We start from the raw sequence: 26,300 nt of genomic DNA, 5'->3' as shown, positions 1-26,300 counted from the left end.
GTCGCCGCCGATTTCTGCCATCTGGGCGGTACTTGGGAAGGGCCCGCATGGAACAGAAGCTCGGCCGTCAACGCCAGTTGATCTGCCGCATCCTGACAGCCATCGGCTGCATTGCCGTCATCTGCCTCTGGACGTTCGAGACCCGCGCCGGGCTGATCACGCGGATCGACCGCGTCGCCTATCCGGTGCTTCTGACCGCGCTCGGCACGGCGCTGGGGGTGATGGTGCTTCTGCCGCGATGGCACCGGGCGGCGGAATGGCTCGCGTATCTGAGCTTCGCTTCCTACTGCATCCTGATGGTGTCCTTCTTCACCGCCTTCGATGCGGACACCCAGCTCTACGTCATCTCCAATACCCTGCAATGGATGCCCATGCTCTACATCGCGGCCTTCGTGATGTTCCGCAAATGGGAGGCGGTGGTGGCCGGCGTCATCGTCTTCGTGCTCGCCACCATCCCGCTGATCTTCATGGCGCTACGCGGCGAGTTTTCCGACACCGACCATATGATCAGCTCGCTGGTGATCAATGCCTATGCGGTGCATCTGGTGGTGCTGGTGTCCATGTCGCTGTTCGTGGTGACGACCATGGCGTTCGACGACGCCCGCGCCCATGCGGCGGTCCTGGAAGGCGTGGCCTTCACCGATGCGCTCACCGGCATCGCCAACCGGCGCGGCCTTGAGCGCATTCTCGGCAACGTCGCCGCCGGCGAGACGACGGCCTTGCGGTCGATCGGCCTCATCCTCATGGATGTGGACCACTTCAAGGCCATCAACGACACCAACGGCCATCTCGTGGGCGACCGGGTGCTGGAGGCGGTGGCCGAAAGCATCGCCGGGCAGCTGGGACCGGGGGATCTGGCCGGACGCTGGGGTGGCGACGAATTCCTGCTGCTGTGCGGCCGCCCCACACTGACCGACGCGCACGACCTCGCCGAGCGCGTCCGCGACGCTGTCGCCCGCCTCAACATCAATGGCGTGAAGCTGACCATGAGCGCGGGCGTCATGCTGTGGAACGGCGCCGGCAGGCCCGAGGACGCGCTCCACCGCGTGGACCGCGCCCTCTATGCCGCCAAGGCCGAGGGCCGCAACCGCACGGCCCGCGAGCCGGCGGTGGCCTGAAAGGTCACGCCCCTTCGGCGATGGCCTCCAGCACGTCCTCGTAGGAGCGCAAGCCCGCGCGCGGGGCATTGACCAGCACGGACATGTTGCCGGGCGGGTGCTGGTTCTTCCACATCATGGTGTGCGCCACCGGGATCTTCTCCCACGGGAACACCTCGGACATGCAGGGGTCCACCCGGCGGTCGATGATGAACTGGTTGGCCGAGGACGCCTGTTTCAGATGGGCGAAGTGCGAGCCCTGGATACGCTTCTGCCGCATCCAGACATAGCGGGCATCAAAGGTGATGTTGAAGCCCGTGGTGCCGGCGCAGAACACCACCATGCCGCCGCGCTTGGCGACGAGGCAGGAGACCGGGAAGGTCTGCTCGCCGGGATGCTCGAACACCATGTCCACGTCGCGCTTGCCGGTGATGTCCCAGATCGCCTTGCCGAACTTGCGGGCTTCCTTCACCCAGTCGTTATATTCGGGCGAATTCACCTTGGGCATCTGGCCCCAGCAGTTGAAATCCTTGCGGTTGATCACGCCCTTGGCGCCGAGCCCCAGCACGTAGTCGCGCTTGGTCTCGTCCGAGATGACGCCGATCACATGGGCGCCCGAGGCGGCGGCGAGCTGCACGCCGAACACGCCGAGGCCGCCGGACGCGCCCCACACCAGCACGAACTGGCCGGGCTTCACGTCATGGGGCGCATGGCCGAACAGCATGCGGTAGGCGGTCGCCATGGTCAGCGTGTAGCAGGCGCACTCTTCCCATGTGAGATGCTTGGGGCGCGGCATGAGCTGGCGGGCCTGCACGCGGCAGAACTGGGCGAACGAGCCGTCCGGCGTCTCATAGCCCCAGATGCGCTGGGACGGGGAGAACATGGGGTCGCCGCCATTACACTCTTCGTCGTCGCCGTCGTCCTGATTGCAGTGGACGACGACCTCGTCGCCCACCTTCCAGCGCTTCACCTTGGAGCCCACCGCCCAGACGATGCCCGAGGCATCGGAGCCGGCAATATGGTACGGCTGCTTATGGACATCGAAGGGGGAGATGGGCTGCCCGAGGCCGGCCCAGATGCCATTGTAATTCACGCCGGCCGCCATCACGAGCACCAGCACGTCGGCCTCGCCCAGCTCCCAGGTGGGCACCACCTCAACCTGGAAGGACTCTTCCGGCGGGCCGTGCCGATCGCGGCGGATCGCCCAGGCGTACATCTGCTTGGGCACATGGCCCAGAGGGGGGATTTCCCCCAGCTCGTACAGGTCCTTGAGGACCGGCTCGGAAACGGGCGAGGTGGCGGCGGCTGGCTGGCCCATGGGTCTCTCTCCTCTGCCGGACCATTCGGTCTCGTGCGTACAATCGGTGGTTTACGATCACGCTGTTTCGCGTTGCAGCGTAGCAGAGAATTTGCGTCCCACTAGCCTTCTTTGGGCGAAGACGACGGCCCATCATCCCCGCGTTTCAGGGCATTTCGTCGCCCCAACTTGTATGATGACTGACATCGTATAGGATCGCTCTGCCCATGCGTCATGGGCGAAAGAGAATGGCAGGCCGAAGCGGCCGCCGGAGGAAACGCCATGAAGGTGAGGACGCCGCTCGCGGCGATGCTCGGGCTTGTCCTGTGCGTTGCAGCGACCCCGAGTTTTGCCTATCCCGACAAGCCGATCACCGTGGTGGTGCCGTTCCCGCCCGGCGGCGCCACGGATACCACCGCCCGCGTGATGGGCGAGCAGATGGCCCACACGCTGGGCAAGCCCGTGGTGATCGACAACCGGCCCGGCGCTACCGGCGCCATCGGTGCCGCGCAGGTGAAGAATGCCGCGCCCGACGGCTACACCATGATGGTCGCCTCCATCGGCACCTATGCGGTCAATCCCTTCCTGCAGAAGGATCTGCGCTACGATCCGCAGAAGGATTTCGACCTCATCACGGTTGCGGTGCGTACGCCCAACGTGCTGGTTGCGACGCCCGCCTTCCCCGCCAACTCCGTCGCCGAGCTGGTGGCCCTGATGAAGAAGAGCCCCGGCAAGGTGACGTTCGCCTCCTCCGGCTCCGGCTCATCCGACCACCTCACTGCCGCCCTGTTCTGGCAGAAGACCGGCACCGAGGGCTCGCACATCCCCTACAAGGGCGGCGCCCCGGCCATCTCCGACCTCATCGGCGGCCATGTGGAGGTGTCGTTCCAGAATCTCGGCGCCGTCGTCAACCAGATCAAGGCCGGCAAGCTCAAGGCGCTGGCCGTGACCAGCGACAAGCGCGTGCCCCAGTTGCCCGACGTGCCGACGCTGGAAGAGGCCGGCGCCAAGGACGTGGTGGTCTATTCCTGGCAGGCCGCCGCAGCGCCCAAGGGCCTGCCGGCGGACGTGCGTGCCAAGCTCAGCGGTGCGGCCATCGACGCCTTGCGCGCGCCCGAGGTGGCGGCGAAGTTCAACGACCTCGGCTTCGAGATCGTGGCCAATGACAGCAAGGCGTTCGACGCCTTCCTCGCCGCCGAGCTGGCCCGCTGGAAGGCGGTGATCGAAGCCGGCAACATCACGGCGAACTGAGGCCCACGCTCGGGCTCACCCGGCCCGGCCGCCGCGCCCGCGCGGCGGCCTTTCTTCCGCACGCACATCAGGACAGCGACCGTGACCACATCCCTCGCAGACGCCTCGCAGACCACCGGCGCCCCGCGCATCACTGGCATGACCGTGATCCCCGTGGCGGGCACCGACAGCATGCTGCTGAACCTCTCCGGCGCGCATGGCCCCTTCTTCACCCGCAACATCGTCATCCTCACCGACAGCGCCGGCAACACCGGCCTCGGCGAGGTGCCGGGCGGCGAAGGCATCCGCACCACACTCGAAGCCGCTCGGGAACTGGTGATCGGCCGCGGCCTTGGCCAGATGAACGCCTGCCTTGAGGCGGTGCGCGCGGCCCATGCCGGCAAGGATGCCGGCGGGCGCGGCTTCCAGACCTTCGACCTTCGCATCACCATCCATGTGGTGACGGCGCTGGAAAGCGCCTTCCTCGACCTGCTGGGCCAGCATCTGGGCGTGCCGGTGGCCGAGCTTCTGGGCGAGGGCCAGCAGCGCAGCCATGTGGAGATGCTGGGCTATCTGTTCTACGTGGGCGACCGGGCAAAGACCGACCTGCCCTATTTTTCCGCCCCCGATGCCACCGACGACTGGCTGCGCCTGCGCCACGAGGAAGCGGTGACGCCCGCCGCCGTGGTGCGGCTCGCGGAGGCCGCCTATGAGCGCTACGGCTTCAACGATTTCAAGCTCAAGGGCGGTGTCTTCGCCGGCCGCGAGGAGGCGCTTGCCATCCATGCGCTGGCCGAGCGCTTCCCCGAGGCGCGCATCACGCTCGACCCCAACGGCGCCTGGTCGCTGGAGGAGGCCATTGCGGTGGGCCGCGAGCTGAAGGGCGTGCTGGCCTATGCGGAAGACCCATGCGGCTCCGAGAACGGCTTCTCCGGCCGCGAGGTGATGGCGGAGTTCCGGCAGGCCACGGGCCTGCCCACCGCCACCAACATGATCGCCACCGACTGGCGCGAGATGGGACATGCCATCCGCCTGCTATCGGTGGACATTCCGCTGGCGGACCCGCATTTCTGGACGCTGCGTGGCTCTGTGCGCGTAGCCCAGATGTGCCGCGACTGGGGCCTCACCTGGGGCTCGCACTCCAACAACCATTTCGACATTTCGCTGGCCATGTTCACCCATGTGGCCGCCGCCGCGCCGGGCAAGGTGACGGCCATCGACACCCACTGGATCTGGCAGGACGGCCAGCGCCTCACCCGCGATCCGCTGAAGATCGTCGGCGGCCTCGTGGCGGTGCCGGAGAAGGCCGGGCTGGGCATCGAGATCGACATGGACGCGGTGGACGCGGCGCACCAGCTTTACAAGGCCCACGGCCTGGGGGCGCGCGATGACGCCATCGCCATGCGCCAGTTGATCCCCGGCTGGCAGTTCGACCGCAAGAAACCCTGCATGGTGCGCTGAGCATCCGCGAAAACGGCAGCGGGGCACCGCCACCCTGGTGGCCCCGCGCCGCATCCTGCCCTACACCGTCTGGGCAGATCGGGAGACAAGCCCTTGGTCCAGTTGAAACGCCGCGACACCCTCGTCCAGCAACTGGTGACGGCCCTGCGCGCGCGCATCACCGATGGCGGGTTCAAGGGCGGCGAGCGGCTGCCCAGCGAGCAGGAGCTGGTCGCGGAGTTCGGCGTCAGCCGCACCGTGGTGCGCGAGGCCATCACCAATCTCAAGGGCATCGGCCTCGTCACCACCCAACAGGGCGTGGGGGCCTTCGTGCTGCGCACCTCGCCCGGCCTGCCGTTTCACATCGAGGAGGCCAGCCTCGGCGTGATCCAGGAGGTGGTTGCCGTGCTTGATGTGCGCATGGGGCTGGAAACCGAGGCAGCGGCGCTGGCCGCCGTGCGCCGCACCCCGGCGGACCTTGCCGCGCTTCAGGCGGCGCTGGACACCATGGCGGACGCCATCCCCTCCCACGATGATGCGGTGCAGCCGGACCTCGACTTCCATGCCGCCATCGCCCGCGCCACCGGCAACCGGCACTTCCTCGATCTGTTCTCCCATCTCGGCGGGCCGCTGATCCCGCGCTCGCGGCTGCACACCTTCCAGCTCATCGCCGCCTCGCGCGAAGCTTATCTGGGCGTGCTGTTGCAGGAACATGCGGACATCTTCGCCGGCATCGCGGCGGGGAACTGCGAGCAGGCGCGCGAAGCCATGCGCATCCATCTCGGGCGCAGCCGCGACCGGCTGCAACGCGCCAGCCTGCCGCAGGCGACCGCCGGCTGAGCCCACCGTCCCCTCTTCCGGCCCGCCTGCCGATGCCCCAAGATAAGGCGGGCATGGGCAAAGGGGACGGAGGGACACATGGCCGCACTCATCGGCATGATCGTGATCGGCGCCATCGCCGGCTGGCTGGCGGGACAAGTGTTCCGCGGCAAGGGTTTCGGGCTGCTCGGCAACATCGCGGTCGGCATCGTGGGCGCGCTGATCGGCGGCTTCCTGTTCGGCAATGTCTTCATCGTCGGCGGCGTGGTGGGCAAGATCATCTGCGCCACCATCGGCGCGGTCATCCTGCTGTTCGTGATCTCGCTGGTGACGTGAGCCCCCCGGCTTCTCAGCCAAAATGAGCATCGACGGATGCTGCGTTGCGGCGCAAGATACCCAAAGGCAAGAGCCGGAATGGCCAGCCAGGGAAACCGGGATCAAGGGGGAGGCACCATGGCGGGCCGTGACAAACCGTGGCTGTTCCGCACCTATGCGGGCCATTCGACTGCTGCGGAGTCCAACAAGCTCTATCGTTCCAACCTCGCCAAGGGCCAGACCGGCCTCTCGGTGGCCTTCGACCTGCCCACCCAGACCGGCTACGACAGCGACCATCCCCTCGCCCGCGGCGAGGTGGGCAAGGTGGGCGTGCCGATTTCCCATCTCGGCGACATGCGGACCCTGTTCGAGGGCATCCCGCTCAGCGAGATGAACACCTCCATGACCATCAACGCCTGCGCCCCGTGGCTGCTGGCGCTCTATATCGCGGTGGCCGACGAGCAGGGGGCGGACCGGGCCCGATTGCAGGGCACCACCCAGAACGACATCATCAAGGAATACCTGTCGCGCGGCACCTATGTGTTCCCGCCGGCCCCGTCCATGCGGCTGACCAAGGACGTAATCGTCTTCACCACCAGTCACTTGCCGCGCTGGAACCCGATGAACGTCTGCTCCTACCATCTGCAGGAGGCGGGGGCGACGCCGGTGCAGGAGCTGGCCTTCGCGCTGGCCAATGCCATCGCCATCCTCGACACGGTGAAGCGCTCCGGGCAGGCCGAAGGCGATGTGTTCGGCGAGGTGGTGGGGCGCATCTCCTTCTTCGTGAATGCGGGCATGCGGTTCGTGACCGAGCTGTGCAAGATGCGGGCGTTCGTGGATCTGTGGGACGAGATCTGCGTCAATCGCTACGGCATCACGGACGCCAAGCAGAAGCTGTTCCGCTATGGCGTGCAGGTGAATTCGCTCGGCCTCACCGAGCAGCAGCCGGAGAACAACGTCTACCGTATCCTGTTGGAAATGCTGGCGGTTACGCTCTCCAAGAAGGCCCGTGCGCGCGCCGTGCAGCTGCCGGCCTGGAACGAGGCGCTGGGCCTGCCGCGCTCCTTCGACCAGCAATGGTCGCTGCGCATGCAGCAGGTGCTGGCCTATGAGACCGACCTTCTGGAATATGGCGACATCTTCGACGGATCGGCCGAGATCGACCGCAAGGTGGAGGCGCTGAAGGACGAGGCGCGGGCGGAACTGGCGCGTATCGAAGCCATGGGCGGCGCCGTGGCGGCGATCGAAAACTCCTATATGAAACAGCAGCTTGTGGAGTCCAACACCCGGCGCCTCGAAGCCATCGAGACCGGCGATCAGGTGGTGGTGGGCGTCAACCGCTGGACCGACACCGAGCCCTCGCCACTGACCACCGGAGAGGGCTCCATCCTCACCGTGCCCGAGCATGTGGAACCGGAGCAGGTGGCGCGGCTTCAGGCATGGCGCGCGGCGCGGGATGCGGATGCCACCGCCAACGCACTGGAAGCATTGAGAAAAGCGGCGCGGGAGGGGGGCAACATCATGGAGCCCTCCATTCTCTGCGCCAAGGTGGGCGTGACCACCGGCGAATGGGGCACGGCGCTGCGCGAGATCTTCGGCGAGTATCGTGCGCCCACCGGCGTCGGACGCGCGGCACGCCTTGATACGCAAGGGCTGGACGAGGTTCGCGCGGGCGTCGATGCGGTGTCGGAGAAGCTCGGGCGGCGGCTGAAATTCCTGGTCGGCAAGCCGGGACTGGACGGGCATTCCAACGGTGCCGAGCAGATCGCCGTGCGGGCCCGCGATGCCGGCATGGAGGTGGTCTATGAGGGCATCCGCCTGACACCCGCCGAGATCGTCAACGCCGCGCTGGAAGAAAGCGTGCATGTGGTTGGATTATCTATCCTTTCCGGCTCCCACGTACCGCTGGTGCGCGACGTGATGGAGCGCATGCATGCGGAAGGATTGTCCGACATTCCGGTGGTGGTGGGCGGCATCATCCCGCCCGAGGACGAGGCGGCGCTGCGCTCCTTCGGGGTGGCGGCGGTCTATACGCCGAAGAATTTCGAGCTGAACCGCATCATGGCCGACATCGTCGCCATCGTCGGCCGGGAGGCGCGGGACGCCGCCTGAGCGGCTCCCGATACCTCCAAACAGAACGGAGTGCGCACGGCGGCGCGCATCCGATTCGGACACATTGTGTTCACGGACGTTCCCGGATGGCACGCCGATGGTCCCGTTTTGGCACAATGGACCACGGTTGGTGTTCTGGCTGCTGCGCCTCTCCGGAAAGGTGAGCGCGGGCAAGGCGTTGCGGCGTCTGGACCGGGCGGGCCCCGGCGGGCCTGTGCGCGTAACGGGTGCGGATGGCACACGCTGGCACAGGGACATGGCACACGCAGTGGCACCATGACCGCCACCATTGCTTGCTATTCATTCCGTTGCGAAATGAATAGCTTGGAACTCATCATCTGACATCTCATGCTGACGGTTTCGTTCCGGGGGCAGATTGCGAGCATTCCATTCGCCGCCGGACCTCGCGGCCCGCCGTCTCGCCGAAAGCGCGCCACCGAGACACCGTCGCCCCCTGCCGCACCGGACGTGCGCGCTCCGCATCCGCGACCTTACAGATCATCCGCTCAACAATTCCATGCGCGCCGCCTCGCGCCCGCGCACGGCGGCGCGCCCCTTCAGCGTCGCATGGGTGAGCCTGTCAGGCGAGGTCGGTCAGGTGAGGTCTGTCGGGTGAGGTGGTCAGGTGGCGACGGTCCCGCTCCGCCCGGCCACTCCCGCATCACCCCTCCGGAATTACCCCCAAAAATGGCACAGAGCTCATGCGCCCCCACATGCCATATTCAAATGCAGAATGCTCTGCACCTTGATAGATAGCAAATATAGTTTCTCTCTATTTCAACTCACTCCCGCAGCATTCAGCACATTCGCCCGATACGCCCGGCCGAGGATGCCCGCCGCGCAATCACGGCCTGCGGCGCCTGCGGCGCACGGTCGATGAGGAGGGGTCATGGGACTGCCTACGCCGGAGCAACTGGAAGAGCTTGGCCGCATCATCAGCCCATTGGAATTCTGGGCACAGCTGCGGGAAGTGTCGGAGGAAGTCGATGCGGATGACATCGTCGACGACAAGCTCTTCAAGGGCCTGCAGCGCTCCCCCGCGAGCAGCCACATCGGCTACTGGAGTCTGGAGAAGCAGCAGGCGACGATGACGCGCTTCAACGTGCCGCCGACCCCCGAGAAGATCCTGCCGTACCAGCTCAAGAATCCCGGCTTCATGTCAGCGACGCCGCCGCCCTCGCCCCCGCCCCGTCCAAGCCCGGCGCGCCCGCCCCGCCCGCTGACGGACCGTGGCGCGCAGCTTGCCAGGAAGCCAGGCGAGGCCGCGCTTGAACACGGGGTGAAAAAGGGTGTCGATAGCCTGGCCGTCAGTGGCGCTGCCGTCATGGGCGTGACCTTCGCTCCGGTATCGGCGGCCGCTGCGTTGTGGATCGGTGTGACTGTCGTGGCGGTCCAAGCGGGAAAGGTCTTCAACCTTTATACGCTGCGCGACGATGCCCGGAGCCCGACCCGGAAACGCACCACATATTACTGCAAATGCGGCAATTGCGCCGACAATATACAGTACATCATCGACAAGAAGGAAAGAAACGCCGGCGTCGTCGCCCTGTCGGTGGGCACGGTCGGGATCGTCGGGATCGGCAAGAAGATCCATTCCCTCGGCAAGAGGATTAAATCCGCGATCAAGGGTGAGGAGAGGCCGAAGGAAAAGGTGAGCAAAGCCATGGTCAAGTCCGCCCGCGAGGGTTGCCTCGCCTCCATGGCCGCCGTTTTCCTGCTGTCCGGCTCATGGTGGAACGGCTATCGCGACGTGGCGACCATGCAGCAGGCCGTGATAACCCTCACCACCGAGGACGGGTGGAAGAAGTTCAAGGACAATTGGTAGGCCGGCTACCAAAGGAACCTGGCCCATCCCCGGCGCTGCCCCAGTCACGGCCCGGTCCCAGTCCCAGCCCCCCGTCCGTCGTGACAACGCCATACCCCATGGCGCAAGCTGAATCCCGGCGTGGCCCGCGACACGGCACCGGCCGTGCGCAGCCACCGGCCGATGCCCTGTCGGCCGCCGCGCCTACCGAGGACACAGCACCGGGGAGGACTTCATGACCATTATCGTGCAGCCATCCGAAGACGATCTCGCAGCGCTCGTCGCGCCCTATCTCGCCTTGCAGGCAGACAACACCAGCCTCGCCTTCGCCATCGGCATCGCCAGCCCGGAGCCCGATTTCTCCGCCATCTACACCTTCGGTGCCGTGCAGCGGCAGGATGGCGGGCCGTTGACGCTGGATGCCGACACGCCCTTCGTGCTCGCCTCGGTGTCCAAGACCTTCGCCGCCACCGCCTATGCCTGGTACCTGACCACGCAGGGGCCGGAAGATGCCACGCTGGGCGATTATCCCGAGCTGGAGATCGGCCCGCAGTTCGCCGACATCAGCCTGACCTCGCTGGTGAACTATGCCTCCGGCCTGCCGCAGGACAATGGCAGCGCCGATGACGAACCCACGAACATGCCCCAGCCCTACACCGTGCCGGGCATGCTGGGCTTTCTCAACTACACCAGCATGGCGCCGTTCCCGAAGCCGGCCTATCGCTATTCCAACCTCGGCTTCGGCCTCATGGGCGCGGTGCTGCCGGCCTATGCGGGCACCGACGATGCCTATGAGCAGATCGTCATCGACCTGATCTTTTCGCCCCTCGGCCTCTCCGCGCAGTTCTTCGACGAGGTGCGGCTCGATACGCTGCCGCAGGGCTATTATTTCAACGGCCAGAGCTATGATTGCGTGGCCCCGCCCGGCTGGCCGCAATTCCCCGCCTATAATGGCGCGGGCGGCATCGTCGCCTCGCCCAACGACATGCAGACCTGGCTCCTGTTCAACATGGGGCTGATGCAGGAGCAGCCGCTCAACAGCCTGCTGCCGGTGCTGCAGACCGTCTCCACCCCGGTGAAGACCGGCTGGGGCGATCATCTCGGCCTCGGCTGGTTCCTCGGCTCCAATGACGGCGCGCCCTTCGCCACCGTGTGGAAGGACGGCGACCTGCCGGGCTTCTCCAGCTACATCGCCTTCCTGCCCAGCGCCGCGCCGGGCAGCGCCACCTCGCCTGCGGGCGTGTTCGTGCTCAGCAATACGGAGGGCCTGAACGATGCCAGCGGCATCGAGATCTGCTCCTCGCTGGCCAATGACGTGCTCTATCTCATGCAGGGCATGACCCCGCCGGAGGACAAGTCCGGCTACCGGCGCTCGAAGCGGCCGGACATTCCGGCCGCGACCTGAGCGCATCCGGTCGTTTGCAGGTTGTGTCCCTGCCCCCTTCCCTTTCGCGGAACGCGCCCTCTCCCCCTTTCGGGGGCGGGAGACCCTGGAGCATGTCCGGCTTTGATTGCTCCGCAATCGAAGCCGCAAGACATTCTCCATCGAAGAGTTGGAGCGTTTCAGTGTTTCCATGAACCACTGAAACGCTCCAGGGTCGCTGCCCCGAAGGGGGGAAGCCTGTCGCGCCGCCCGCCTCGGTCGGCCGGTTCCGCGCAAGCCCCGCCCCCTATAAGCTGCCGCCGCAACGGCCATGCCGGCGCACAGCCGCTGCGGCGCCGCCGCGCGGGAGAGGCCACGCAGGAGAGAGACCGCCCCCATGATGAGCATCCCCTTCTTCGGCATTCTCGCCGCCTTCCTGTGCGTCTTCTCCGGCCAGCGCGGCGCGGCGCTCATGCTGTGGGCGCTCTCCATGGTGGGGCTGGCGGTGCTGTTCCGCCTGCACGCCACCGATGCCCTTAACCTCGTGCTGTGAGGGCACACGGATGATCGGCCTCCTTAACGCCCCCACCGCACGCCTGCTCAATGCTCTCGGCCTGCTGGCGGTGAGCCTCGTGCTCATCGTCGCCTTCGTGGACCAGATCGCCTTCGGCGACATCCCCTGCCCGCTCTGCATCCTCCAGCGCGCGGGCTTCGCGGGCGCCTCGCTGGGCCTTGCGCTCAACGTGAAGTTCGGCCCGCGCCCCAGCCATTATGCGGTGGTGATCCTCTCCGCCTTCCTCGGCGCCTGCATCTCCTCGCGGCAGATCCTGCTGCACATCGTGCCCGGCACCGGCACCTATGGCGATGCGCTGATGGGCCTGCATTTCTACACCTGGGCCTTCATCGTCTATCTGGCCATCATCCTCGGCAGCGCCGCCATGCTGCTGTTCGACGGCCAGTTCGTGCGCGAGGAAGAGGCGGACGCGCCCGCCTCCGGGAGCGCCACCTCCACCGCCGCCACCTTCAGCCTTGCCATGGTGGCGCTGGCGGCGTTGCTGGCGCTGGCCAACGGCACCTCCACGGTGCTGGAATGCGCCGGTGGCCTCTGCCCGGATGATCCCACGGGCTACCTGCTGCTGCAGAACTGAGCCGTTTCCGAACGCGACTTCCCTCCTCCATCACCGGACGAGATGGGTTCCCCACGCAGTTTCATTTCCCGTGGCGGCCGAGGCGGGGTAGAGGTGGATGCAGGGCGTTTCGTAAGGGCGCCTGACAAGAAGACGCCCGGCCCACCGGGCGCCACAGGAAACGTGCCACGAGGACCGATGTCACCGGGACCGATGCCCCGCCCCGCCCCCAGCGGCCGCACCGCCGACTCCGCGCCAGCCAGTCCGCCCGGAGAGGCGCACCAGCCGGATGCCCCCCGCTCCCCCACCGGCCGCCTGCTGGCGCCGCTCGTCAACGCGCCCTATGCGCTGCTCACGCTGACCTCGCTGCTGTGGGCCATCAACATCGTGCTCGGCCGCTTCATGGCCGGCTCGGTGCCGCCCATCACCATCGCCTGCCTGCGCTGGTTCGGCGCCACGCTCATCATCCTGCCCTTCGCCTGGGCCGAGCTGAAGCGCGACGCCCCGCTCATCCGCCGGCACTTCTGGCGGCTGGTGGTTCTCGCCGCCTGCGGCATCTCCTGCTACAACGCCATGAGCTATTACGGCCTGCAATATACGCAGGCCATCAACGGCCTGCTGGTGCAGTCCGTGGGGCCGCTGCTGGTGGCGCTGTGGAGCCTGTTCCTGTTCCGCGATCGCCTCTCCGGCGGACAGGCGACGGGTATTCTCGTCTCGCTGGCCGGCGTCATCGTCATCATCAGCAAGGGCGATCCCGACACCCTGCTGCATCTTCGGCTCAATGCCGGCGACGTGTGGATCCTGATCGCGCTGGTGATCTACGGCTTCTACATGGCCATCCTGCGGGTGCGCCCGCCCATGGGGCAGCTGTCCTTCCTCGCCAGCATCATGCTCATCGGGGCGGTGCAGTTGGTGCCGGCGGCGATCATCGAGCAGGCGAGCGGCGTGCCGCTGCACTTCGATCGCTTCACGCTGCTGGTGCTGGCCTATATCTGCACCGGCCCCTCGCTCATCGCCTATCTGGCCTTCAATCGCGGCGTGCAACTGGTGGGAGCCAACCGGGCGGCGCCCTTCCTGCACCTGATGCCGGTGTTCGGCTCGGCGCTGGCCATCCTGTTTCTGGGCGAGCGTTTCGCCTGGTTCCACGGGGCGGGCTATGTGCTGGTGCTGGTGGGCATCGTGATCGCCACCCGCGCCCGCCCGGTGCCACCCGTGCCGCCGGACGGGGCGTAAGTCTTCACCCCTCGAACATCACGAAACTCGCCCACAGATCCGGGTCTTCCGCGCCCCTGATCTTGCCGGCGATGGCATCGCGGCGGGTCTGGCGCAGCGCGGCGGCGTACGTGGTGCCGGGCTCGGCCGCGTGCTTGTAGAAGGCGATCATGAAGTTCGCCGCCCCCGTATCCGCCACCGGCCACAGGGTGAGCAGCGAGCGCCGCGCCCCGGCAATGCCCAGCGCCGTGGGCAGGCCGCGAATGGCGCTCACCGCGCTTTCATCGCCCGCCCCGGTCTCGCAGGCGGACAGCACCACCAGATCCACCGCCGACAGGTCCCAGCCCATCAGCTCCTGCGCATAGAGGAAGCCGTCCGTGGGATTGGGACGCGGCGGCTTGTCGTCGCCGGAACGGGCCAGCACGAGGCCCGCCCGCCACAGCGCGCTGACACCGCGCTCGGGCTCCTCGAAGAAGCCGTGGGTGGCCAGATGCACGATGGAGGCCTGCGGGATCGCCGCCTTCAGCGCCGGCTCGGTGCCGGCGGCGCCGGTGAGCAGGGTGGTGCTGTAGCCGGCGCTCGCGAGCACCGTGTCGATCTGGCTGACTTCCCGGGCCGTCGCGGGCAGTGCCCGCGCGCCCTTCTCCTTGCCGCTGGAGAAATCGAGCCCGCCGGCCAGCAGCGCCTTGCCGCCGGATGCCAGGCGATCATTGCGGCCGGCGGTGAGTACCGCATCCTCGCGGGTGAGGATATGCACCTCGAAGCGCTCGTCGAGATAACGGCCCGCATCGTCGCGCAGCAGCGGGAAGGGCACGGCGTAAAGTTCGGCCGAGGGTACGATGAACAGCCGCTCAGCGCCGCCGAGGGCGCCGGCCAGCGGGGCAAGGAGCACATCGTTGAAGCCCGCACCGCCGGCCTTCTCCTTGCCGGCATCGCGCGTATCTTCGCCTTTGGGCTTGCGCTCGGCCACCAGCCTGTCGGCGATCCCGTCCAGCGGGCCGTAATCATGCAGCGCCGGGGTCAGGCCCTTGCGACGCACCACCGCGACGAGGCGCACATCCTCGATGGCGTCCGCGCTGCTGCGCAGGCCCGCGCGGCGGGTGATGACCACGAAATTGACCAGCGCGTCCTTGTCCGCCAGCGCCTCGGCGACCATGCCGCTCGGGGCCGGCATGTCCTTGAGGCGCGCTTCCAGCGTGGCGAGCTTGGCCTTGGCATCCGCCGCCAGCGCGGCATCGGCCACGCGATCGGCGGCCGAGCGGCGCTCGGAGAGCACCTCCTGCTGCTGGCCCATGAGGCGGATCACCTCCTGCGCCTGCGGGCGCAGATCGTCGGGCAGTTGATCGACCATCTGGCGCAGGCGCACGCGGGTGCCGCTCTCCATGGTCTTCCAGCGGCCGGCGGCGTCCGCGAATGCTGAGCGGGCGCTCGGTTCTGCCAGCGCGAAGCGGCCGAAGGCATAGAGGAAATTGTCCGCCAGCACGCGCGTGGTCTCGGCGATGAAGCGGTTGCCGGACGTGCCGATCTCCTGCAAGGCCCAGGCGTGCAGCGTGGTGTCGAGCCTGATGAACAGGGCCAGCGCCTTGTCGGGTTCCTGATTGCGCACATGGGCCTCGGCCACGCCGAGCAGCGCATCGAAGGTGAGCGGGTTGCGCTCCGTATAGGTGGCCTTCGAGATCTCATAGGCCGCCTCGCGCAAGGAGAGCCCCTGCCGCACCTTGCCCTGCTTCTCGGCCACCGTGGCGGCAAGCTGGGCGGCCTTCACCTGCATGAGTTCCGGCGCGCTGCGCCAGTTCTTGATCTCGGTGAGTGTCTCCAGCGACTTCGGCCGCGTCTGGCGGTCGGGATCGAACAGGATCGCGGCATAGGTGGCCCAGGCGTAGCCCTGCGCCTCATGCTCGGAGCGCGGATCGGCGAGTTTTTTCCCGAAACGCGCCTGAAGGTCGAAATGGCGCAGCGCCTGCTCCTTGTCGCCCAGCTCCAGATAATTGAGCCCCTGATTGCTGGCGCTCACCAGCGCCTGAATCGACCCTTCCCCATAATGCTTGATGCGCTTCCTGAGCAGCATGCGGTCGATGGGAACGGCGGCTTCCGGCCGGCCGATGGAGCGCAGCCCCTCGGCGAAATTGTTGGCGGTGCGCCAGGTGAGCGGCTCATCCTCGCCCAGCGCACGCTCGGCCGCCTCGTAATTGGCTTCCGCCAGATTGAGCCCGAGCGCAATGGCGCCGGAATTGGTGAGCTGGCTCGCCAGATTGTCGCGGGCGGAGATGGTGTCATAGGCATCCGGGCCCGCCATGCGCTCCAGAATGTCCAGCGCCTTGCGGGCATGATCCAGCGAGGCGGCGGTGTCCGGCGTATGCTGGAGCAGGCGGTAGGAATAATAGAAATGCAGCAGCCCCAGCTGGATGCTGGGCTTTTGCGCCGCCCTGGTGGCGAGCCCTTCCTCGAACAGGGCTTTGGCGGTCTCGGTTTCGCGGCTGCGCTGGAAGGCCTCAGCCCATTCGCGATAGGCGGTGAGCGTCCTGTCATCGTCGGTGCCGGCCGCGAGCGTTTTCAGCGCGCGCCGCAGGCAGGGAACGCCCTGCGCCCGGTCGCCTTTGGCGAGCATCTGCTCGCACCCGTCCAGCCTCGGCGTGAAGGTCTGTGTCTGCGCACGCGCGGGCGCAGATGCCAGCAGACCGGCGCCGAGCGCCACCAGAACCGAGATCCGCGAAACGCTCAAACCGGACATGCCGCTCCTGCCGTTTGCTGCGGGGCGGGCGCCCCCAAGGTCAAGCTGTTGTAGGGCATGAACGCGCGAAAGGCGGTGCAGGTTGCTACCGCCTCGCCGAAGAACGCAAAAAGGCCGCCCGAGGGCGGCCTTTTCCAGAGCGTGAAGGGCGGAAAACCCTCAGAAGGTCAGGGGCTTGGCCTGCTTCACATGCGGCAGGGCCGTGACCTTCTCCAGCACCTCCGCCGGCAGCGGGCCGTCCACTTCCACCAGCGCGATGGCGTCCCCACCCTGCCGGTCGCGGCCGAGCGCGAAGGTGGCGATGTTGATGCCCGCATCGCCCAGAAGCGAGGCGAAGCGGCCGATGAAGCCGGGCTTGTCCTCATTGGTGATGTAGATCATGGAGGGCGCGAACTCCGCATCCACCTTGATGCCCTTGATGTCCACGATGCGCGGCTGGCCATCGGCGAACACCGTGCCCGACACCGCGCGCTCATACTTGTCGCTGGTGATGGAGAGGGTGATCAGGCTGTCGTAATCGCCCTCGGCGGCGCGGGTGGTTTCCTCCACCACGATGCCGCGCTCCTTGGCGATGCTGGGGGCGGACACCACGTTCACGTCCGCCAGCGCCGGGCGCAGCAGGCCGGCGATGGCAGCGCTGGTGAGCGCCTTGATCTTCTGATCAGCCACCGCGCCCTCATAGGTGATGCGCACGGTCTGGATGTCGCTGTCGGTGAGCTGGCCGGCGAACGAGCCGAGCTTTTCGGCAAGCGCGATGAAGGGCTTCAGCTTGGGTGCCTCTTCCGCCGTGATGGAGGGGAAGTTCACCGCATTGGAGATGGCGCCGTTGAGCAGATAGTCGCTCATCTGCTCGGCCACCTGCAGGGCCACATTCTCCTGCGCCTCGGTGGTGGCGGCGCCCAGATGCGGCGTGCAGACCACGTTGGGATGGCCGAACAGCGGGTTCTCCTCCGCCGGCTCCACGCCGAACACGTCGAAGGCCGCGCCCGCCACATGGCCGCTGTCGAGGGCCGCGCGCAGCGCCACCTCATCCACCAGCCCGCCGCGCGCGCAATTGATGATGCGCACGCCCTTCCTGGTCTTCGCCAGCGCCTCGGCCGAAAGCACGTTCTTCGTCTTCTCGGTGAGCGGGGTGTGCAGGGTGATCACGTCGGCGCGGGCGAGCAGGTCGTCCAGCTCCACCTTCTCCACGCCGATGGTGAGCGCGCGCTCAGGGGAGAGGAAGGGATCGAAGGCGATGACCTTCATCTTCAGGCCGATGCCGCGCTCGGCGACGATGGCGCCGATGTTGCCGCAGCCGATGATGCCGAGCGTCTTGGCGGTCAGCTCCACGCCCATGAAGCGGTTCTTCTCCCACTTGCCGGCCTGGGTGGACGCATCCGCCTGCGGGATCTGCCGGGCGAGCGCGAACATCATGGCGATGGCGTGCTCGGCGGTGGTGATGGAATTGCCGAACGGCGTGTTCATCACGATCACGCCCTTGGCGGAGGCGGCCGGGATGTCGACGTTATCGACGCCGATGCCGGCGCGGCCGATCACCTTGAGGCGCGTGGCCTTCTCCAGGATCTTCGGCGTCACCTTGGTGGCCGAGCGGATGGCGAGGCCGTCATAGTCGCCGATGATCTCGGCGAGCTTGTCCTTGTCCTTGCCGAGTTCGGGGCGGAAATCCACGTCCACGCCGCGATCCTTGAAGATCTGCACGGCGGCATCGGAGAGTTTGTCGGAAATCAGAACGCGGGGGGCCATATTGGGGGCTCCGGGTTGCGTGATGTCGGGTCAGGCCGCCGCGATACGGGACTCGAGCGGCGGCCGGCTCTGATGAATTTTGGCTCACTGGCCGGGCAAACGGCGCCGGCGATCTGACGCTCTGCGCGCCCTCTCCCTTTGCAGCCCTCTCCCGCTTGCGGGGGAGGGTTGGGAGGGGGAACTTGCGGGCGCTCTGACAGGCGCACGGGTACAATTTGGCGTACCGGCTGGGGCAGGAATGCCGTTGGGGCAGGCCCTGCCCCCTCCCCAGCCCTCCCCCGCACTGAAGTCGGATGTTTCCGACTTCAGCACCCTGGTGCCGAAACCGGCGTATGCCGGTTTCGCGCGGGAGAGGGAGCGCGTTACGCGATGCGGAGAGGTCGTGTCAGAACGCTTTGAAGTGGGCGCCGCCTCGGGCAGCGCGACGCCTCACGCCGCCTGCGGCAGAGACGACTTGGCGACCTCGAAGGCCCAGTCCAGCCAGCCGGTCAGCGCTTCCACGTCGGTCGCCTGCACGGTGGCGCCGCACCAGATGCGCAGGCCGGGAGGGGCATCGCGATAGGCGCCGATGTCATAGGCGATGTCGCCCTTCTCGAGGCCCGACGTGATCGCCTTGGCGAACGCCGCCTGCGCTTCCGCCGGAAGCGACGTGACCGCAGGATCAACCACCTTCAGGCACACCGAAGTGTTCGAGCGCGTGACCGGATCGACGGCCAGGAAATCCACCCACGCGGTGCGGTGCACCCACTGGGCGATGGCCTCGAAATTGCGGTTGGCGCGCTCTTTCAGGCCCGGCAGGCCACCCACGGACTTCGCCCACTGCAGCGCGTCGATATAGTCTTCCACGCAGAGCATGGAGGGCGTGTTGATGGTTTCGCCCTCGAAGATGCCCTCGATCAGCTTGCCGCTCTTGGTGAGGCGGAAGATCTTCGGCAGCGGCCACGCGGGCTTGTAGGTCTCCAGCCGCTCAACAGCGCGCGGGGAGAGGATGAGGATGCCGTGCGCGCCTTCGCCGCCCAGCACCTTCTGCCAGGAGAACGTCACCACATCGAGCTTGCCGAACTCCAGCGGCTGCGCGAAGGCGGCCGAGGTGGCGTCGCAGATGGTCAGGCCGGCGCGATCGGCCGGAATCCAGTCCGCGTCCGGCACCATCACGCCGGAGGTGGTGCCGTTCCAGGTGAAGACCACGTCATTGTTGAAATCGACGGTCTTGAGATCCGGCAGATGGCCGTAATCGGCCTTCAGGATGCGGGTGTTCTCAAGCTTGAGCTGCTTGGCGACATCCGTCACCCAGCCCTCGCCGAAGCTTTCCCAGGCCAGCATGTCCACGCCACGGGCGCCGAGCAGCGACCACAGGGCCATCTCCACCGCGCCGGTGTCGGAGGCGGGCACGATGCCGATGCGGTAATCCGCAGGCACTTCCAGCACTTCGCGGGTGAGGTCGATGGCCAGCTTGAGCTTGTTCTTGCCGACCTTGGCGCGGTGCGAACGGCCGAGGGGCGCGTCGCGGAGCGCATCCAGCGTCCAGCCGGGACGCTTGGCGCAGGGGCCGGAAGAGAAATTGGGGTTTGCCGGCTTCTGGGCCGGGGCATCCGTCGCAGTCATGTATCCATCCTTACAGATGGGCGCTCCCCGTTGGGGGGGAGTGTCCCGCTGACGGGTCTAGGACCGGCCTGTGGAAAAAGCAAGGTGCATTTCAACCCTGCGTCATCGCGCCGATCCGCTGCAACGCAACAGAACAACCGCGACATCTTTCATCCGCGGAAAGAAGCTTTCCGGCGCGTCTCGCAACTCCGGATCATCCCTCGCATCCAACTATTTCCCGCCCCTCGCCGGAACCTCCGTCGATACCGCGCGTTTGGAAAAGTATCAGTGATTTATCAGGAGTTTACAGTCATGCGACGCACCCTCGTGCTTCTGGCCACCGCCGCCGCGCTCGCAGCCCCGCTGGCTCCCGCCCAGGCCCAGAATGCGGTTGCCACCGAGACCTTCATCAAGGCCACGCCCACCGATGTGCTCAGCTACAACCTCATCGGCCTCAAGGTGACGAACCCCGCCAATGAGAGCGTGGGCGAGATCAAGGATCTCATCCTCTCGCAGGGCCAGCTCGCCGGCTACATCCTGTCCGTCGGCGGCTTCCTCGGCATCGGTGAGCACTATGTCATCGTGCGCCCCGCCGCCGTGAAGGTGGCCTATAGCGAGGCCGACAAGAAATGGTCGGCCGTGATGAGCACCACCAAGGAGGCGCTGAAAGCCGCCCCCGAATTCAAATACGACGGCCGCTGGAAGCGCTGATCCATCGCTCAGGAAGGGCCCCGGAGACGGGGCCCTTTTTCGTGCGCTGAGCATTACGCGCGCAGATCAAAATACCTCCGGGCAGGCGAAGGCCTGCGCTAGACTGCGGCTACGTCCGCAAGGACACGATCAGCTGGAGACGGCACATGGCCGGCGAGACGCCCACCGAGACCTCGCTTGCAGCCGTATCCCCCGCAGCCGCCACACCCGCAGCCACGATGCCCGCCGCGCCGCCCGCGGCCGATGCCGTCGTGCCGCTGGCGGACGACCAACTGGATGGCGTGTCCGGCGGTGCCAACATCGGCAATCGCAACACCGACTCCCCCTTCTGACGCGTAGCGCATCGATCCCTAGCGGAGGCCCCATGGACACCGATACCAAGCCCGGCACCACCCTCGACACCACCGCGGCCGGCACCGCCGGCAGCCGGCCGGACGCAGTGCCGGACGCCCCCACCGCGCTTCCCGACGAGGCGCTCGACAACGTGGCGGGCGGCAATCAGGTGCTGCGCAATCCCAAGTCCCCCTTCGATACGCCGCTGGACTGACATCCGGCCGACGCCGCCCGTCCCGCCGCATGCGGGCGGGCGATGCGCGCGGATGCCCCGGCAGGCCGGCCCGCAGCCGGACTTCCGTTCGGCGCGCCCTTCGCGATAGCATGCGGGATGCGGTTTTCTCCGCACGCGCCGCCAACACCGAAACGCCGCCATGCCCCAGCGATCGTCCAGTTTGCGCCCATCCACCCTGCGCCTGTCGCTTGCCGCCTTGTCCGGGCTGGGCGCGCTTGGCCTATCCGGCCCGGCGTCCGCCGCCGAGCTGACGCTGGCCCTGCCCGAGGGCACGCAGGTGCATCAGGTGAAGACCTCCTATGCCTGCCCTGCGGGCGCGGCTTTCACGGTCGCCTACATCACCGCCGGTAACAGCGCGCTGGCCATCGTGCCGGTGGCGGGGCAGGAGCTGATCATGGCCAATGTGCTCGCCGCCTCCGGCGCGCGCTATGCGGGCGGGGCCTATGTCTGGTGGACCAAGGGGCCGGACGCCGCGCTCTATGACGTGCGGCAGGGCGAGAACGCCGCCCCGGTCATGACCTGCCAAGAGAAGAAATAGCGGCACCGTTACGGCTGCTCAGGCCGGCGCGAAGATCAGCTTCACCACACTGCGGAAGGTCAGCACCTGCCGCTCCAGCCGGCGGGGATCGTTCAGCGCCTTGGCCATGATGATGCCGCCATCCACCACGCAGGACAGCATGGCGGCCAGATCCTCCAGATCCACCTCCCGGCGCGGCGGATGCACTGCCGCGATCTGCGTGAGATAGCCGTGGAAGCGGGCGTTCCAGCTCGCCACGGAGCGGGCGTTCAGGTCCCGCACCTCGCGGTCGAACAGCCGCTCCTGATAGCAGATGCTGGCGATGACGCAGCCGGGATGCCCGCTCGGCAGGTCCGCCATCAGCTCGGCCAGCAGCTTCAGCCCAATGAGGAAGGCTTGCAGCGGATCGTCGGAGAGCTGCCGGGCGCGGTCGAATATCTCATCGAACAGGCGGTCGTTGGCTGCCACATAGCGCAGCACCATGTCCCGGGCGAGCGCATTCTTATCCTTGAAATGATAGAAGAAACCGCTCTTGGTGATGCCCGCCTCGGCGATGATCTCATCGATGGAGGTGGCGCCGAATCCCTTCGCCAGCACCGCCGCCTCGGCGATGCCCAGAATACGCTCCCGTGTCGCCGCGCCTTTCCCCATGGCTCACTCCATGGTTCGTTCCGCACGTTTTCGCACCGCTGGTACAGTTTCCGGACGCCTGAGCATAACATTGGCGGCGGCATAGCCGCCACATGTCGGATCATCCATCTGTTATTGCTTTGAAAATCAGGAAAGCACAGCAACCGGACCACGCGTTTTCTAGCCGCCGGGACCACCGGCAAGGCACAAATCTTCCTGCATGCAGCCCGCCGCCGCCCCGGCGTCCGCGCTCCATGCCCGGAGCAAGCCCATGATGCCGAGATACAGAAACCACCTGCCGCAGCTCGGGAACGGGCTGTTCCTGAGCGACGGCGGTCTTGAGACCTCGCTGATCTTCCATGACGGCGTGGACCTGCCGCACTTCGCCGCCTTCATCCTGCTGGACAGCGCGGACGGGCGCGAACGGCTGACGCGCTACTACCAGCGCTACATGGCCATCGCCCGCGCCGCCGGCACCGGCTTCGTGCTCGACAGCGCCACCTGGCGGGCCAATGCGGACTGGGGGGAGAAGCTGGGCTATGACGCGGCAGCCCTCAGGGCGGTCAACATGGCCTCCATCCGGCTGCTGGAAGATCTGCGCGCGGGCTGGGATGCGGAGGCCGGGCCCTGCGTCATCAGCGGCGCCATCGGCCCGCGCGGCGACGGCTACAAGGCCGGCGCCATGGATGCGGACGCGGCGCAAGCGTATCACGCGCCCCAGATCGAGGCCTTCGCCGATGCGGGAGCGGACATGGTGACGGCCTACACGCTCACCGGCATCGCGGAGGCCATCGGCGTGGCCCGTGCAGCCCAGGCCTGCTCCATGCCCTGCGCCATTTCCTTCACGGTGGAGACGGACGGGCGGCTCATCACCGGCCACAGCCTGCGGGAAGCCGTCGAGCGCGTGGACACGGCCACCGGGTCTGCGCCCGTCTACTTCATGATCAACTGCGCCCATCCCACCCACTTCCAGCCGGCGCTGGAGGCGGGCGAGCCCTGGACGGCGCGGATCCGGGGCGTGCGGGCGAACGCCTCCACCCTGAGCCATGCGGAGCTGGACGAGAGCGAGACGCTGGATGCGGGCGATCCCGCCGAGCTCGGCCGCCATTACCGCGCGCTGCGGCAGTCCTTCCCCGGCCTCAAGGTGCTCGGCGGCTGCTGCGGCACCGATCATCGCCACGTGGCGGCGATCTGCGAGGCCTGCGTGGCCCCGGCCGGCGCGGCGTGATGACCACCCGGTGACACGCCCCTCCATTGCCGCACCGCAGCGGGTCTGTTAGGCGTGGGATGGACCGACACACGTGGTGATCGCGCGGCGGAACCGGGCCGTTCAGCCCTTCCGCACCCGCGCACCGCATGAGGATGCGCACCGCATGGCCCTGTTCCCGGCCTCCCTTGAGACCACGCTCCAGACCAAGCTCCTGGCCCCTCTCACCCCCACCGATCCGGCGCTGGGCTGGAGCGGCCTCGCGTGGGATTTCCTCACCCTCTACGGACTGACGGTGGCGGGCATCCTCGTGGTGCTGGTCACGGTGGGCACCTTCTTCGAGGTGATGAACGCCCGCCATCCCGAGCGGCGCATCCAGAAGACGCGCATCAACAAGCGCAAATGGCAGGAGCTGGCCCACGCGCCCGGCTCCATCGCCATCATCGCCTTCTGTTTCGCCAGTGGCCTGTTCGCGCAGGCACAGGGCTGGACGCTGGTCTCGCCGCTGGCGCTGAGCTGGTGGTCCGGGCCGCTGATGCTGGCCATTTCCGTGGTGCTCTATGATGCGTGGTTCTACTGGATCCACCGTCTGCTGCACTGGAAGCCGCTGTATCGCTTCCACGCCCTGCACCACAAAAGCGTGGCGCCCACCGTGTGGACCAACCATCACGAGAGCCTCACCGAGGGCCTGCTCAATCAGGCCTTCTATCTGCTGCTGCCCTTCATCCTGCCGATCCCGTGGCAGATGCTGGTGCTCCAGAAGCTCTATGATCAGGCGAGCGGCATGCTCGGCCATGCGGGGTTCGAGCATTTCGCCTCGCCCGCCGGGCGCACGCCCTTCCCCTTCGCCTCCACCGTGTTCCATGACCAGCACCACGGCCATTTCAAATATAATTACGGCCACACCTTCTCGTGGTGGGACCGGCTGATGGGCACGCTCCACCCGCGCTATGACGCCACGCTGGAAAGCTTCGAGCCCGCGCAGATGCAGGCGGCGGCCGGACAAGGCGAGAGCAAGGGCGCGAAGGCGGATTGATCAACAGGCACCCGCGCGCCGGACGGCAGCGCGGGCATGGACGGGATGGGGGAGACCATGACGGGCGACACGACCGGGACCACGCAGGAGCCGGGGCAATCTGCGGACAGCCCGTTCCCTCACACGCGCCTCCGGGGCGCCCTGAACTTCGGCAATGCGCTGTTCACCGGGCGGGATGAGAACGGCGGGCCCGTGGGTCTGGGCATGGACCTCATGCGGGCACTGGCCGCGGACTTCGGCGCCGAACTGGAGATCCTCTCCTATGCCCAGCCCGGCGACGTGGTGGTGGCGGCGAACGCGGACGCCTGGGACGTGGCCATTCTGGCCATCGAGCCGGCGCGGGAAGAATTCGTGTCCTTCGCCGCGCCCATGACGCGGATCGAGGCCAGCTGCGTGGTCGATGCCGCGCTCCCCGACACCCCGTTCGCGGAACTGGATCGCCCCGGCTTCCGCATCGCGGCCATGGCCCGCGGCGGATACGAGCTTTACCTCAGCCGCACCCTGAAGCAGGCGAGCGTGGTGAAGACCGCGTCCTTCGCGGAGTCCATCGAACGCTTCAACGGGGGCGAGGCGGATGCGGTGGCCGGGCTCACCACCATGCTCGCCGCGCGCCTGCCGGATATGCCGCGCGGGCGGCTGATGGCCGAGAGCTTCCAGACCATCCATCACGGCTTCGCGGTGCCGCATCACCTTGCCGCCGCGCTCCCGGCGATCAGTGATTTCGTCGCCCGCCGCGCCGGCGCGGTGATCGCGGATGCGATCCGGCGCCACGGCATCAACGGGCTGACGCCCCTGACATCCTGATGGAGAGCGCGGGGCCGGCCCGGCGGATGATCAGGCGCGCGCCTGCTTGCGCGGGGCCTTTTCGGGCGGGACGGTGCGGAGCTTGCCGCCGCCGCGCAGATAGTCGCAGCGCAGCCGGAAATCGGCCAGCCGCCCGGCGAAATCGGGCACCAGCGCGACGCGGCGGCTGAGTTCCTGATCAGCGAGCGTCCACAGCGTCTCGTCATGGCGGATCAGCTCATTGACGATGTCCAGCTCCGACAGGGAGAGCATGGCCTTGAGGCGCGGCACCGAGGCGGTGTGGGTGGAACGGTTGCGCAGGATGTATTCCATGCGCAGACCACGCGGCATGTAGACCGGCGAATTGAAATATTCGAGCACCACCATGGCCTCGTCATAGCGCTCCATGGGCCCGCACAGCGCGAACTCCCGATAGATCGCCCAGGCGGCCTCCACATCGCGCTCGATAATGGGGCGGCCGTAAAAGCCGCCGCAGCCAAAAATGTTCACCTGCGGACTGTTGATCTGGTTCGGATAGTGGCGGAGCACCCATTTGACGAAGACGTCGATGGACATGTCCCGCGCCGAACGGCAGAAGACGTCGTCCAGCCCCGCTCGCTGGTAGAAATTATACATGGAGACCAGACGGTCCCACGGCCTGCGCAGCAGCGCCATATGGAAGAAGCGGAGATCGAGCGCCTGCTCAACATCGCGAAACCCCTGCCCCATGAAACTGTGGCTGGAAACCGCCTTCAGCTGCGGATTGTCGCGGAGCAGTGTCGCCAGCACGTCCGGGGGGATCAACTCGCCGTTGCGCTCCAGCGTGGTGAAATCCGCGCCGAACTGATGGGCCAGCGAGGAATCCAGCGATGTCCCGGCATTCTTGAAAATATGGTGATGAAGTATAACGAACCGCATCCTGCTCTCAACCGGCGCACTTCAGACTCAAATTGACCCCAATAATGGTTATG

24 protein-coding genes are annotated in these 26,300 nt (G+C 67.0%); 18 read left to right on the top strand and 6 right to left on the bottom strand.

The features are described 5' to 3' along the window. Nucleotides 1-47: 47 nt before the first annotated feature. A complete protein-coding gene (locus tag IEW24_RS26350) occupies nt 48-1,118 on the top strand; it encodes a GGDEF domain-containing protein (RefSeq protein ID WP_188583890.1) in 1,071 nt (356 codons plus the stop codon). Nucleotides 1,119-1,122: 4 nt separating this feature from the next. Here IEW24_RS26350 and ccrA read toward each other — a convergent pair whose 3' ends face one another. Continuing rightward, complete coding sequence (gene ccrA / locus IEW24_RS26345; protein WP_188583889.1) at nt 1,123-2,415, bottom strand: crotonyl-CoA carboxylase/reductase; 1,293 nt, start codon at nt 2,413-2,415, stop codon at nt 1,123-1,125. A 261-nt stretch (nt 2,416-2,676) separates the two neighbouring features. Here ccrA and IEW24_RS26340 point away from each other — a divergent pair, with 261 nt between their 5' ends. The 10 genes from IEW24_RS26340 to IEW24_RS26295 all read left to right on the top strand — a co-directional run bounded on the left by IEW24_RS26340 (nt 2,677) and on the right by IEW24_RS26295 (nt 13,837). Continuing rightward, the gene (locus IEW24_RS26340) at nt 2,677-3,645 is read left to right on the top strand and encodes a Bug family tripartite tricarboxylate transporter substrate binding protein (protein WP_188583888.1); all 969 of its coding nucleotides are present in this window, start codon (nt 2,677-2,679) and stop codon (nt 3,643-3,645) included. Nucleotides 3,646-3,726: 81 nt separating this feature from the next. Then, nucleotides 3,727-5,085, top strand: a complete 1,359-nt coding sequence (gudD, locus tag IEW24_RS26335) for a glucarate dehydratase (RefSeq protein ID WP_280514997.1) — start codon at nt 3,727-3,729, stop codon at nt 5,083-5,085. Between the two features lie 93 nt (nt 5,086-5,178). Then, nucleotides 5,179-5,904 (top strand): FadR/GntR family transcriptional regulator, encoded by a 726-nt coding sequence (locus IEW24_RS26330; RefSeq protein WP_188583887.1) that lies wholly within the window; start codon nt 5,179-5,181, stop codon nt 5,902-5,904. A gap of 78 nt (nt 5,905-5,982) precedes the next feature. Next, the gene (locus tag IEW24_RS26325) at nt 5,983-6,219 is read left to right on the top strand and encodes a GlsB/YeaQ/YmgE family stress response membrane protein (protein WP_188583886.1); all 237 of its coding nucleotides are present in this window, start codon (nt 5,983-5,985) and stop codon (nt 6,217-6,219) included. A gap of 117 nt (nt 6,220-6,336) precedes the next feature. After that, nucleotides 6,337-8,310, top strand: coding sequence for an ethylmalonyl-CoA mutase (locus IEW24_RS26320; protein ID WP_188583885.1), 1,974 nt, complete (start codon nt 6,337-6,339; stop codon nt 8,308-8,310). Nucleotides 8,311-9,199: 889 nt separating this feature from the next. Next, nucleotides 9,200-10,135, top strand: a complete 936-nt coding sequence (locus IEW24_RS26315) for a hypothetical protein (protein WP_188583884.1) — start codon at nt 9,200-9,202, stop codon at nt 10,133-10,135. Between the two features lie 214 nt (nt 10,136-10,349). Beyond that, on the top strand, nt 10,350-11,519 hold the full coding sequence (locus IEW24_RS26310; protein WP_188583883.1) for a serine hydrolase domain-containing protein: 1,170 nt from the start codon (nt 10,350-10,352) through the stop codon (nt 11,517-11,519). Nucleotides 11,520-11,874: 355 nt separating this feature from the next. After that, nucleotides 11,875-12,030, top strand: coding sequence for a DUF5993 family protein (locus IEW24_RS26305; protein ID WP_188583882.1), 156 nt, complete (start codon nt 11,875-11,877; stop codon nt 12,028-12,030). A 10-nt stretch (nt 12,031-12,040) separates the two neighbouring features. Continuing rightward, complete coding sequence (locus tag IEW24_RS26300; protein WP_188583881.1) at nt 12,041-12,625, top strand: disulfide bond formation protein B; 585 nt, start codon at nt 12,041-12,043, stop codon at nt 12,623-12,625. Between the two features lie 177 nt (nt 12,626-12,802). After that, a complete protein-coding gene (locus IEW24_RS26295; RefSeq protein WP_244644688.1) occupies nt 12,803-13,837 on the top strand; it encodes a DMT family transporter in 1,035 nt (344 codons plus the stop codon). A 4-nt stretch (nt 13,838-13,841) separates the two neighbouring features. On the opposite strand, the gene IEW24_RS26290 is transcribed toward IEW24_RS26295, so the two are convergent. The 3 genes from IEW24_RS26290 to IEW24_RS26280 form a co-directional block, all read right to left on the bottom strand. Then, nucleotides 13,842-16,547, bottom strand: a complete 2,706-nt coding sequence (locus tag IEW24_RS26290) for a CHAT domain-containing tetratricopeptide repeat protein (protein WP_188583880.1) — start codon at nt 16,545-16,547, stop codon at nt 13,842-13,844. Nucleotides 16,548-16,706: 159 nt separating this feature from the next. Continuing rightward, a complete protein-coding gene (gene serA / locus IEW24_RS26285) occupies nt 16,707-18,293 on the bottom strand; it encodes a phosphoglycerate dehydrogenase (protein WP_188583879.1) in 1,587 nt (528 codons plus the stop codon). Between the two features lie 429 nt (nt 18,294-18,722). Beyond that, entirely contained in the window at nt 18,723-19,898 is a 1,176-nt protein-coding gene (locus IEW24_RS26280) for a phosphoserine transaminase (RefSeq protein WP_188583878.1), read from the bottom strand. Between the two features lie 291 nt (nt 19,899-20,189). Here IEW24_RS26280 and IEW24_RS26275 point away from each other — a divergent pair, with 291 nt between their 5' ends. The 4 genes from IEW24_RS26275 to IEW24_RS26260 all read left to right on the top strand — a co-directional run bounded on the left by IEW24_RS26275 (nt 20,190) and on the right by IEW24_RS26260 (nt 21,694). After that, complete coding sequence (locus tag IEW24_RS26275; protein WP_188583877.1) at nt 20,190-20,588, top strand: PRC-barrel domain-containing protein; 399 nt, start codon at nt 20,190-20,192, stop codon at nt 20,586-20,588. A 146-nt stretch (nt 20,589-20,734) separates the two neighbouring features. Next, the gene (locus tag IEW24_RS26270; protein ID WP_188583876.1) at nt 20,735-20,920 is read left to right on the top strand and encodes a hypothetical protein; all 186 of its coding nucleotides are present in this window, start codon (nt 20,735-20,737) and stop codon (nt 20,918-20,920) included. 32 nt (nt 20,921-20,952) lie between these two features. Beyond that, a complete protein-coding gene (locus IEW24_RS26265; RefSeq protein ID WP_188583875.1) occupies nt 20,953-21,135 on the top strand; it encodes a hypothetical protein in 183 nt (60 codons plus the stop codon). Between the two features lie 160 nt (nt 21,136-21,295). Further along, nucleotides 21,296-21,694, top strand: a complete 399-nt coding sequence (locus tag IEW24_RS26260; protein ID WP_188583874.1) for an MliC family protein — start codon at nt 21,296-21,298, stop codon at nt 21,692-21,694. 18 nt (nt 21,695-21,712) lie between these two features. Here IEW24_RS26260 and IEW24_RS26255 read toward each other — a convergent pair whose 3' ends face one another. Next, entirely contained in the window at nt 21,713-22,324 is a 612-nt protein-coding gene (locus IEW24_RS26255; protein ID WP_188583873.1) for a TetR/AcrR family transcriptional regulator, read from the bottom strand. A 253-nt stretch (nt 22,325-22,577) separates the two neighbouring features. Here IEW24_RS26255 and IEW24_RS26250 point away from each other — a divergent pair, with 253 nt between their 5' ends. The 3 genes from IEW24_RS26250 (at nt 22,578) to IEW24_RS26240 (ending at nt 25,350) form a co-directional block, all read left to right on the top strand. Then, nucleotides 22,578-23,531 (top strand): homocysteine S-methyltransferase family protein, encoded by a 954-nt coding sequence (locus IEW24_RS26250; RefSeq protein ID WP_188583938.1) that lies wholly within the window; start codon nt 22,578-22,580, stop codon nt 23,529-23,531. Nucleotides 23,532-23,676: 145 nt separating this feature from the next. Further along, nucleotides 23,677-24,546, top strand: coding sequence for a sterol desaturase family protein (locus IEW24_RS26245; RefSeq protein WP_188583872.1), 870 nt, complete (start codon nt 23,677-23,679; stop codon nt 24,544-24,546). Nucleotides 24,547-24,603: 57 nt separating this feature from the next. Then, the gene (locus tag IEW24_RS26240) at nt 24,604-25,350 is read left to right on the top strand and encodes a transporter substrate-binding domain-containing protein (RefSeq protein WP_188583871.1); all 747 of its coding nucleotides are present in this window, start codon (nt 24,604-24,606) and stop codon (nt 25,348-25,350) included. 30 nt (nt 25,351-25,380) lie between these two features. Here IEW24_RS26240 and IEW24_RS26235 read toward each other — a convergent pair whose 3' ends face one another. Next, a complete protein-coding gene (locus tag IEW24_RS26235) occupies nt 25,381-26,247 on the bottom strand; it encodes a sulfotransferase family 2 domain-containing protein (RefSeq protein ID WP_188583870.1) in 867 nt (288 codons plus the stop codon). Nucleotides 26,248-26,300 lie beyond the last annotated feature (53 nt).

Origin of the sequence: Azorhizobium oxalatiphilum (assembly GCF_014635325.1) — a bacterium.
Classification (GTDB): Bacteria; Pseudomonadota; Alphaproteobacteria; order Rhizobiales; family Xanthobacteraceae; genus Azorhizobium; species Azorhizobium oxalatiphilum.
This window is presented reverse-complemented; position numbering and strand designations above follow the sequence as displayed.

Excerpts from the sequence above, each read along its gene's own strand:
- IEW24_RS26350 (WP_188583890.1), top strand. The coding sequence starts at position 48 with ATGGAACAGAAGCTCGGCCGTCAACGCCAGTTGATCTGCCGCATCCTG.
- ccrA (WP_188583889.1), bottom strand. The coding sequence starts at position 2,415 with ATGGGCCAGCCAGCCGCCGCCACCTCGCCCGTTTCCGAGCCGGTCCTC.
- IEW24_RS26340 (WP_188583888.1), top strand. The coding sequence starts at position 2,677 with ATGAAGGTGAGGACGCCGCTCGCGGCGATGCTCGGGCTTGTCCTGTGC.
- IEW24_RS26325 (WP_188583886.1), top strand. The coding sequence starts at position 5,983 with ATGGCCGCACTCATCGGCATGATCGTGATCGGCGCCATCGCCGGCTGG.
- IEW24_RS26320 (WP_188583885.1), top strand. The coding sequence starts at position 6,337 with ATGGCGGGCCGTGACAAACCGTGGCTGTTCCGCACCTATGCGGGCCAT.
- IEW24_RS26315 (WP_188583884.1), top strand. The coding sequence starts at position 9,200 with ATGGGACTGCCTACGCCGGAGCAACTGGAAGAGCTTGGCCGCATCATC.
- IEW24_RS26310 (WP_188583883.1), top strand. The coding sequence starts at position 10,350 with ATGACCATTATCGTGCAGCCATCCGAAGACGATCTCGCAGCGCTCGTC.
- IEW24_RS26305 (WP_188583882.1), top strand. The coding sequence starts at position 11,875 with ATGATGAGCATCCCCTTCTTCGGCATTCTCGCCGCCTTCCTGTGCGTC.
- IEW24_RS26300 (WP_188583881.1), top strand. The coding sequence starts at position 12,041 with ATGATCGGCCTCCTTAACGCCCCCACCGCACGCCTGCTCAATGCTCTC.
- IEW24_RS26295 (WP_244644688.1), top strand. The coding sequence starts at position 12,803 with ATGTCACCGGGACCGATGCCCCGCCCCGCCCCCAGCGGCCGCACCGCC.
- IEW24_RS26290 (WP_188583880.1), bottom strand. The coding sequence starts at position 16,547 with ATGTCCGGTTTGAGCGTTTCGCGGATCTCGGTTCTGGTGGCGCTCGGC.
- serA (WP_188583879.1), bottom strand. The coding sequence starts at position 18,293 with ATGGCCCCCCGCGTTCTGATTTCCGACAAACTCTCCGATGCCGCCGTG.
- IEW24_RS26280 (WP_188583878.1), bottom strand. The coding sequence starts at position 19,898 with ATGACTGCGACGGATGCCCCGGCCCAGAAGCCGGCAAACCCCAATTTC.
- IEW24_RS26275 (WP_188583877.1), top strand. The coding sequence starts at position 20,190 with ATGCGACGCACCCTCGTGCTTCTGGCCACCGCCGCCGCGCTCGCAGCC.
- IEW24_RS26270 (WP_188583876.1), top strand. The coding sequence starts at position 20,735 with ATGGCCGGCGAGACGCCCACCGAGACCTCGCTTGCAGCCGTATCCCCC.
- IEW24_RS26265 (WP_188583875.1), top strand. The coding sequence starts at position 20,953 with ATGGACACCGATACCAAGCCCGGCACCACCCTCGACACCACCGCGGCC.
- IEW24_RS26260 (WP_188583874.1), top strand. The coding sequence starts at position 21,296 with ATGCCCCAGCGATCGTCCAGTTTGCGCCCATCCACCCTGCGCCTGTCG.
- IEW24_RS26255 (WP_188583873.1), bottom strand. The coding sequence starts at position 22,324 with ATGGGGAAAGGCGCGGCGACACGGGAGCGTATTCTGGGCATCGCCGAG.
- IEW24_RS26250 (WP_188583938.1), top strand. The coding sequence starts at position 22,578 with ATGCCGAGATACAGAAACCACCTGCCGCAGCTCGGGAACGGGCTGTTC.
- IEW24_RS26245 (WP_188583872.1), top strand. The coding sequence starts at position 23,677 with ATGGCCCTGTTCCCGGCCTCCCTTGAGACCACGCTCCAGACCAAGCTC.
- IEW24_RS26240 (WP_188583871.1), top strand. The coding sequence starts at position 24,604 with ATGACGGGCGACACGACCGGGACCACGCAGGAGCCGGGGCAATCTGCG.
- IEW24_RS26235 (WP_188583870.1), bottom strand. The coding sequence starts at position 26,247 with ATGCGGTTCGTTATACTTCATCACCATATTTTCAAGAATGCCGGGACA.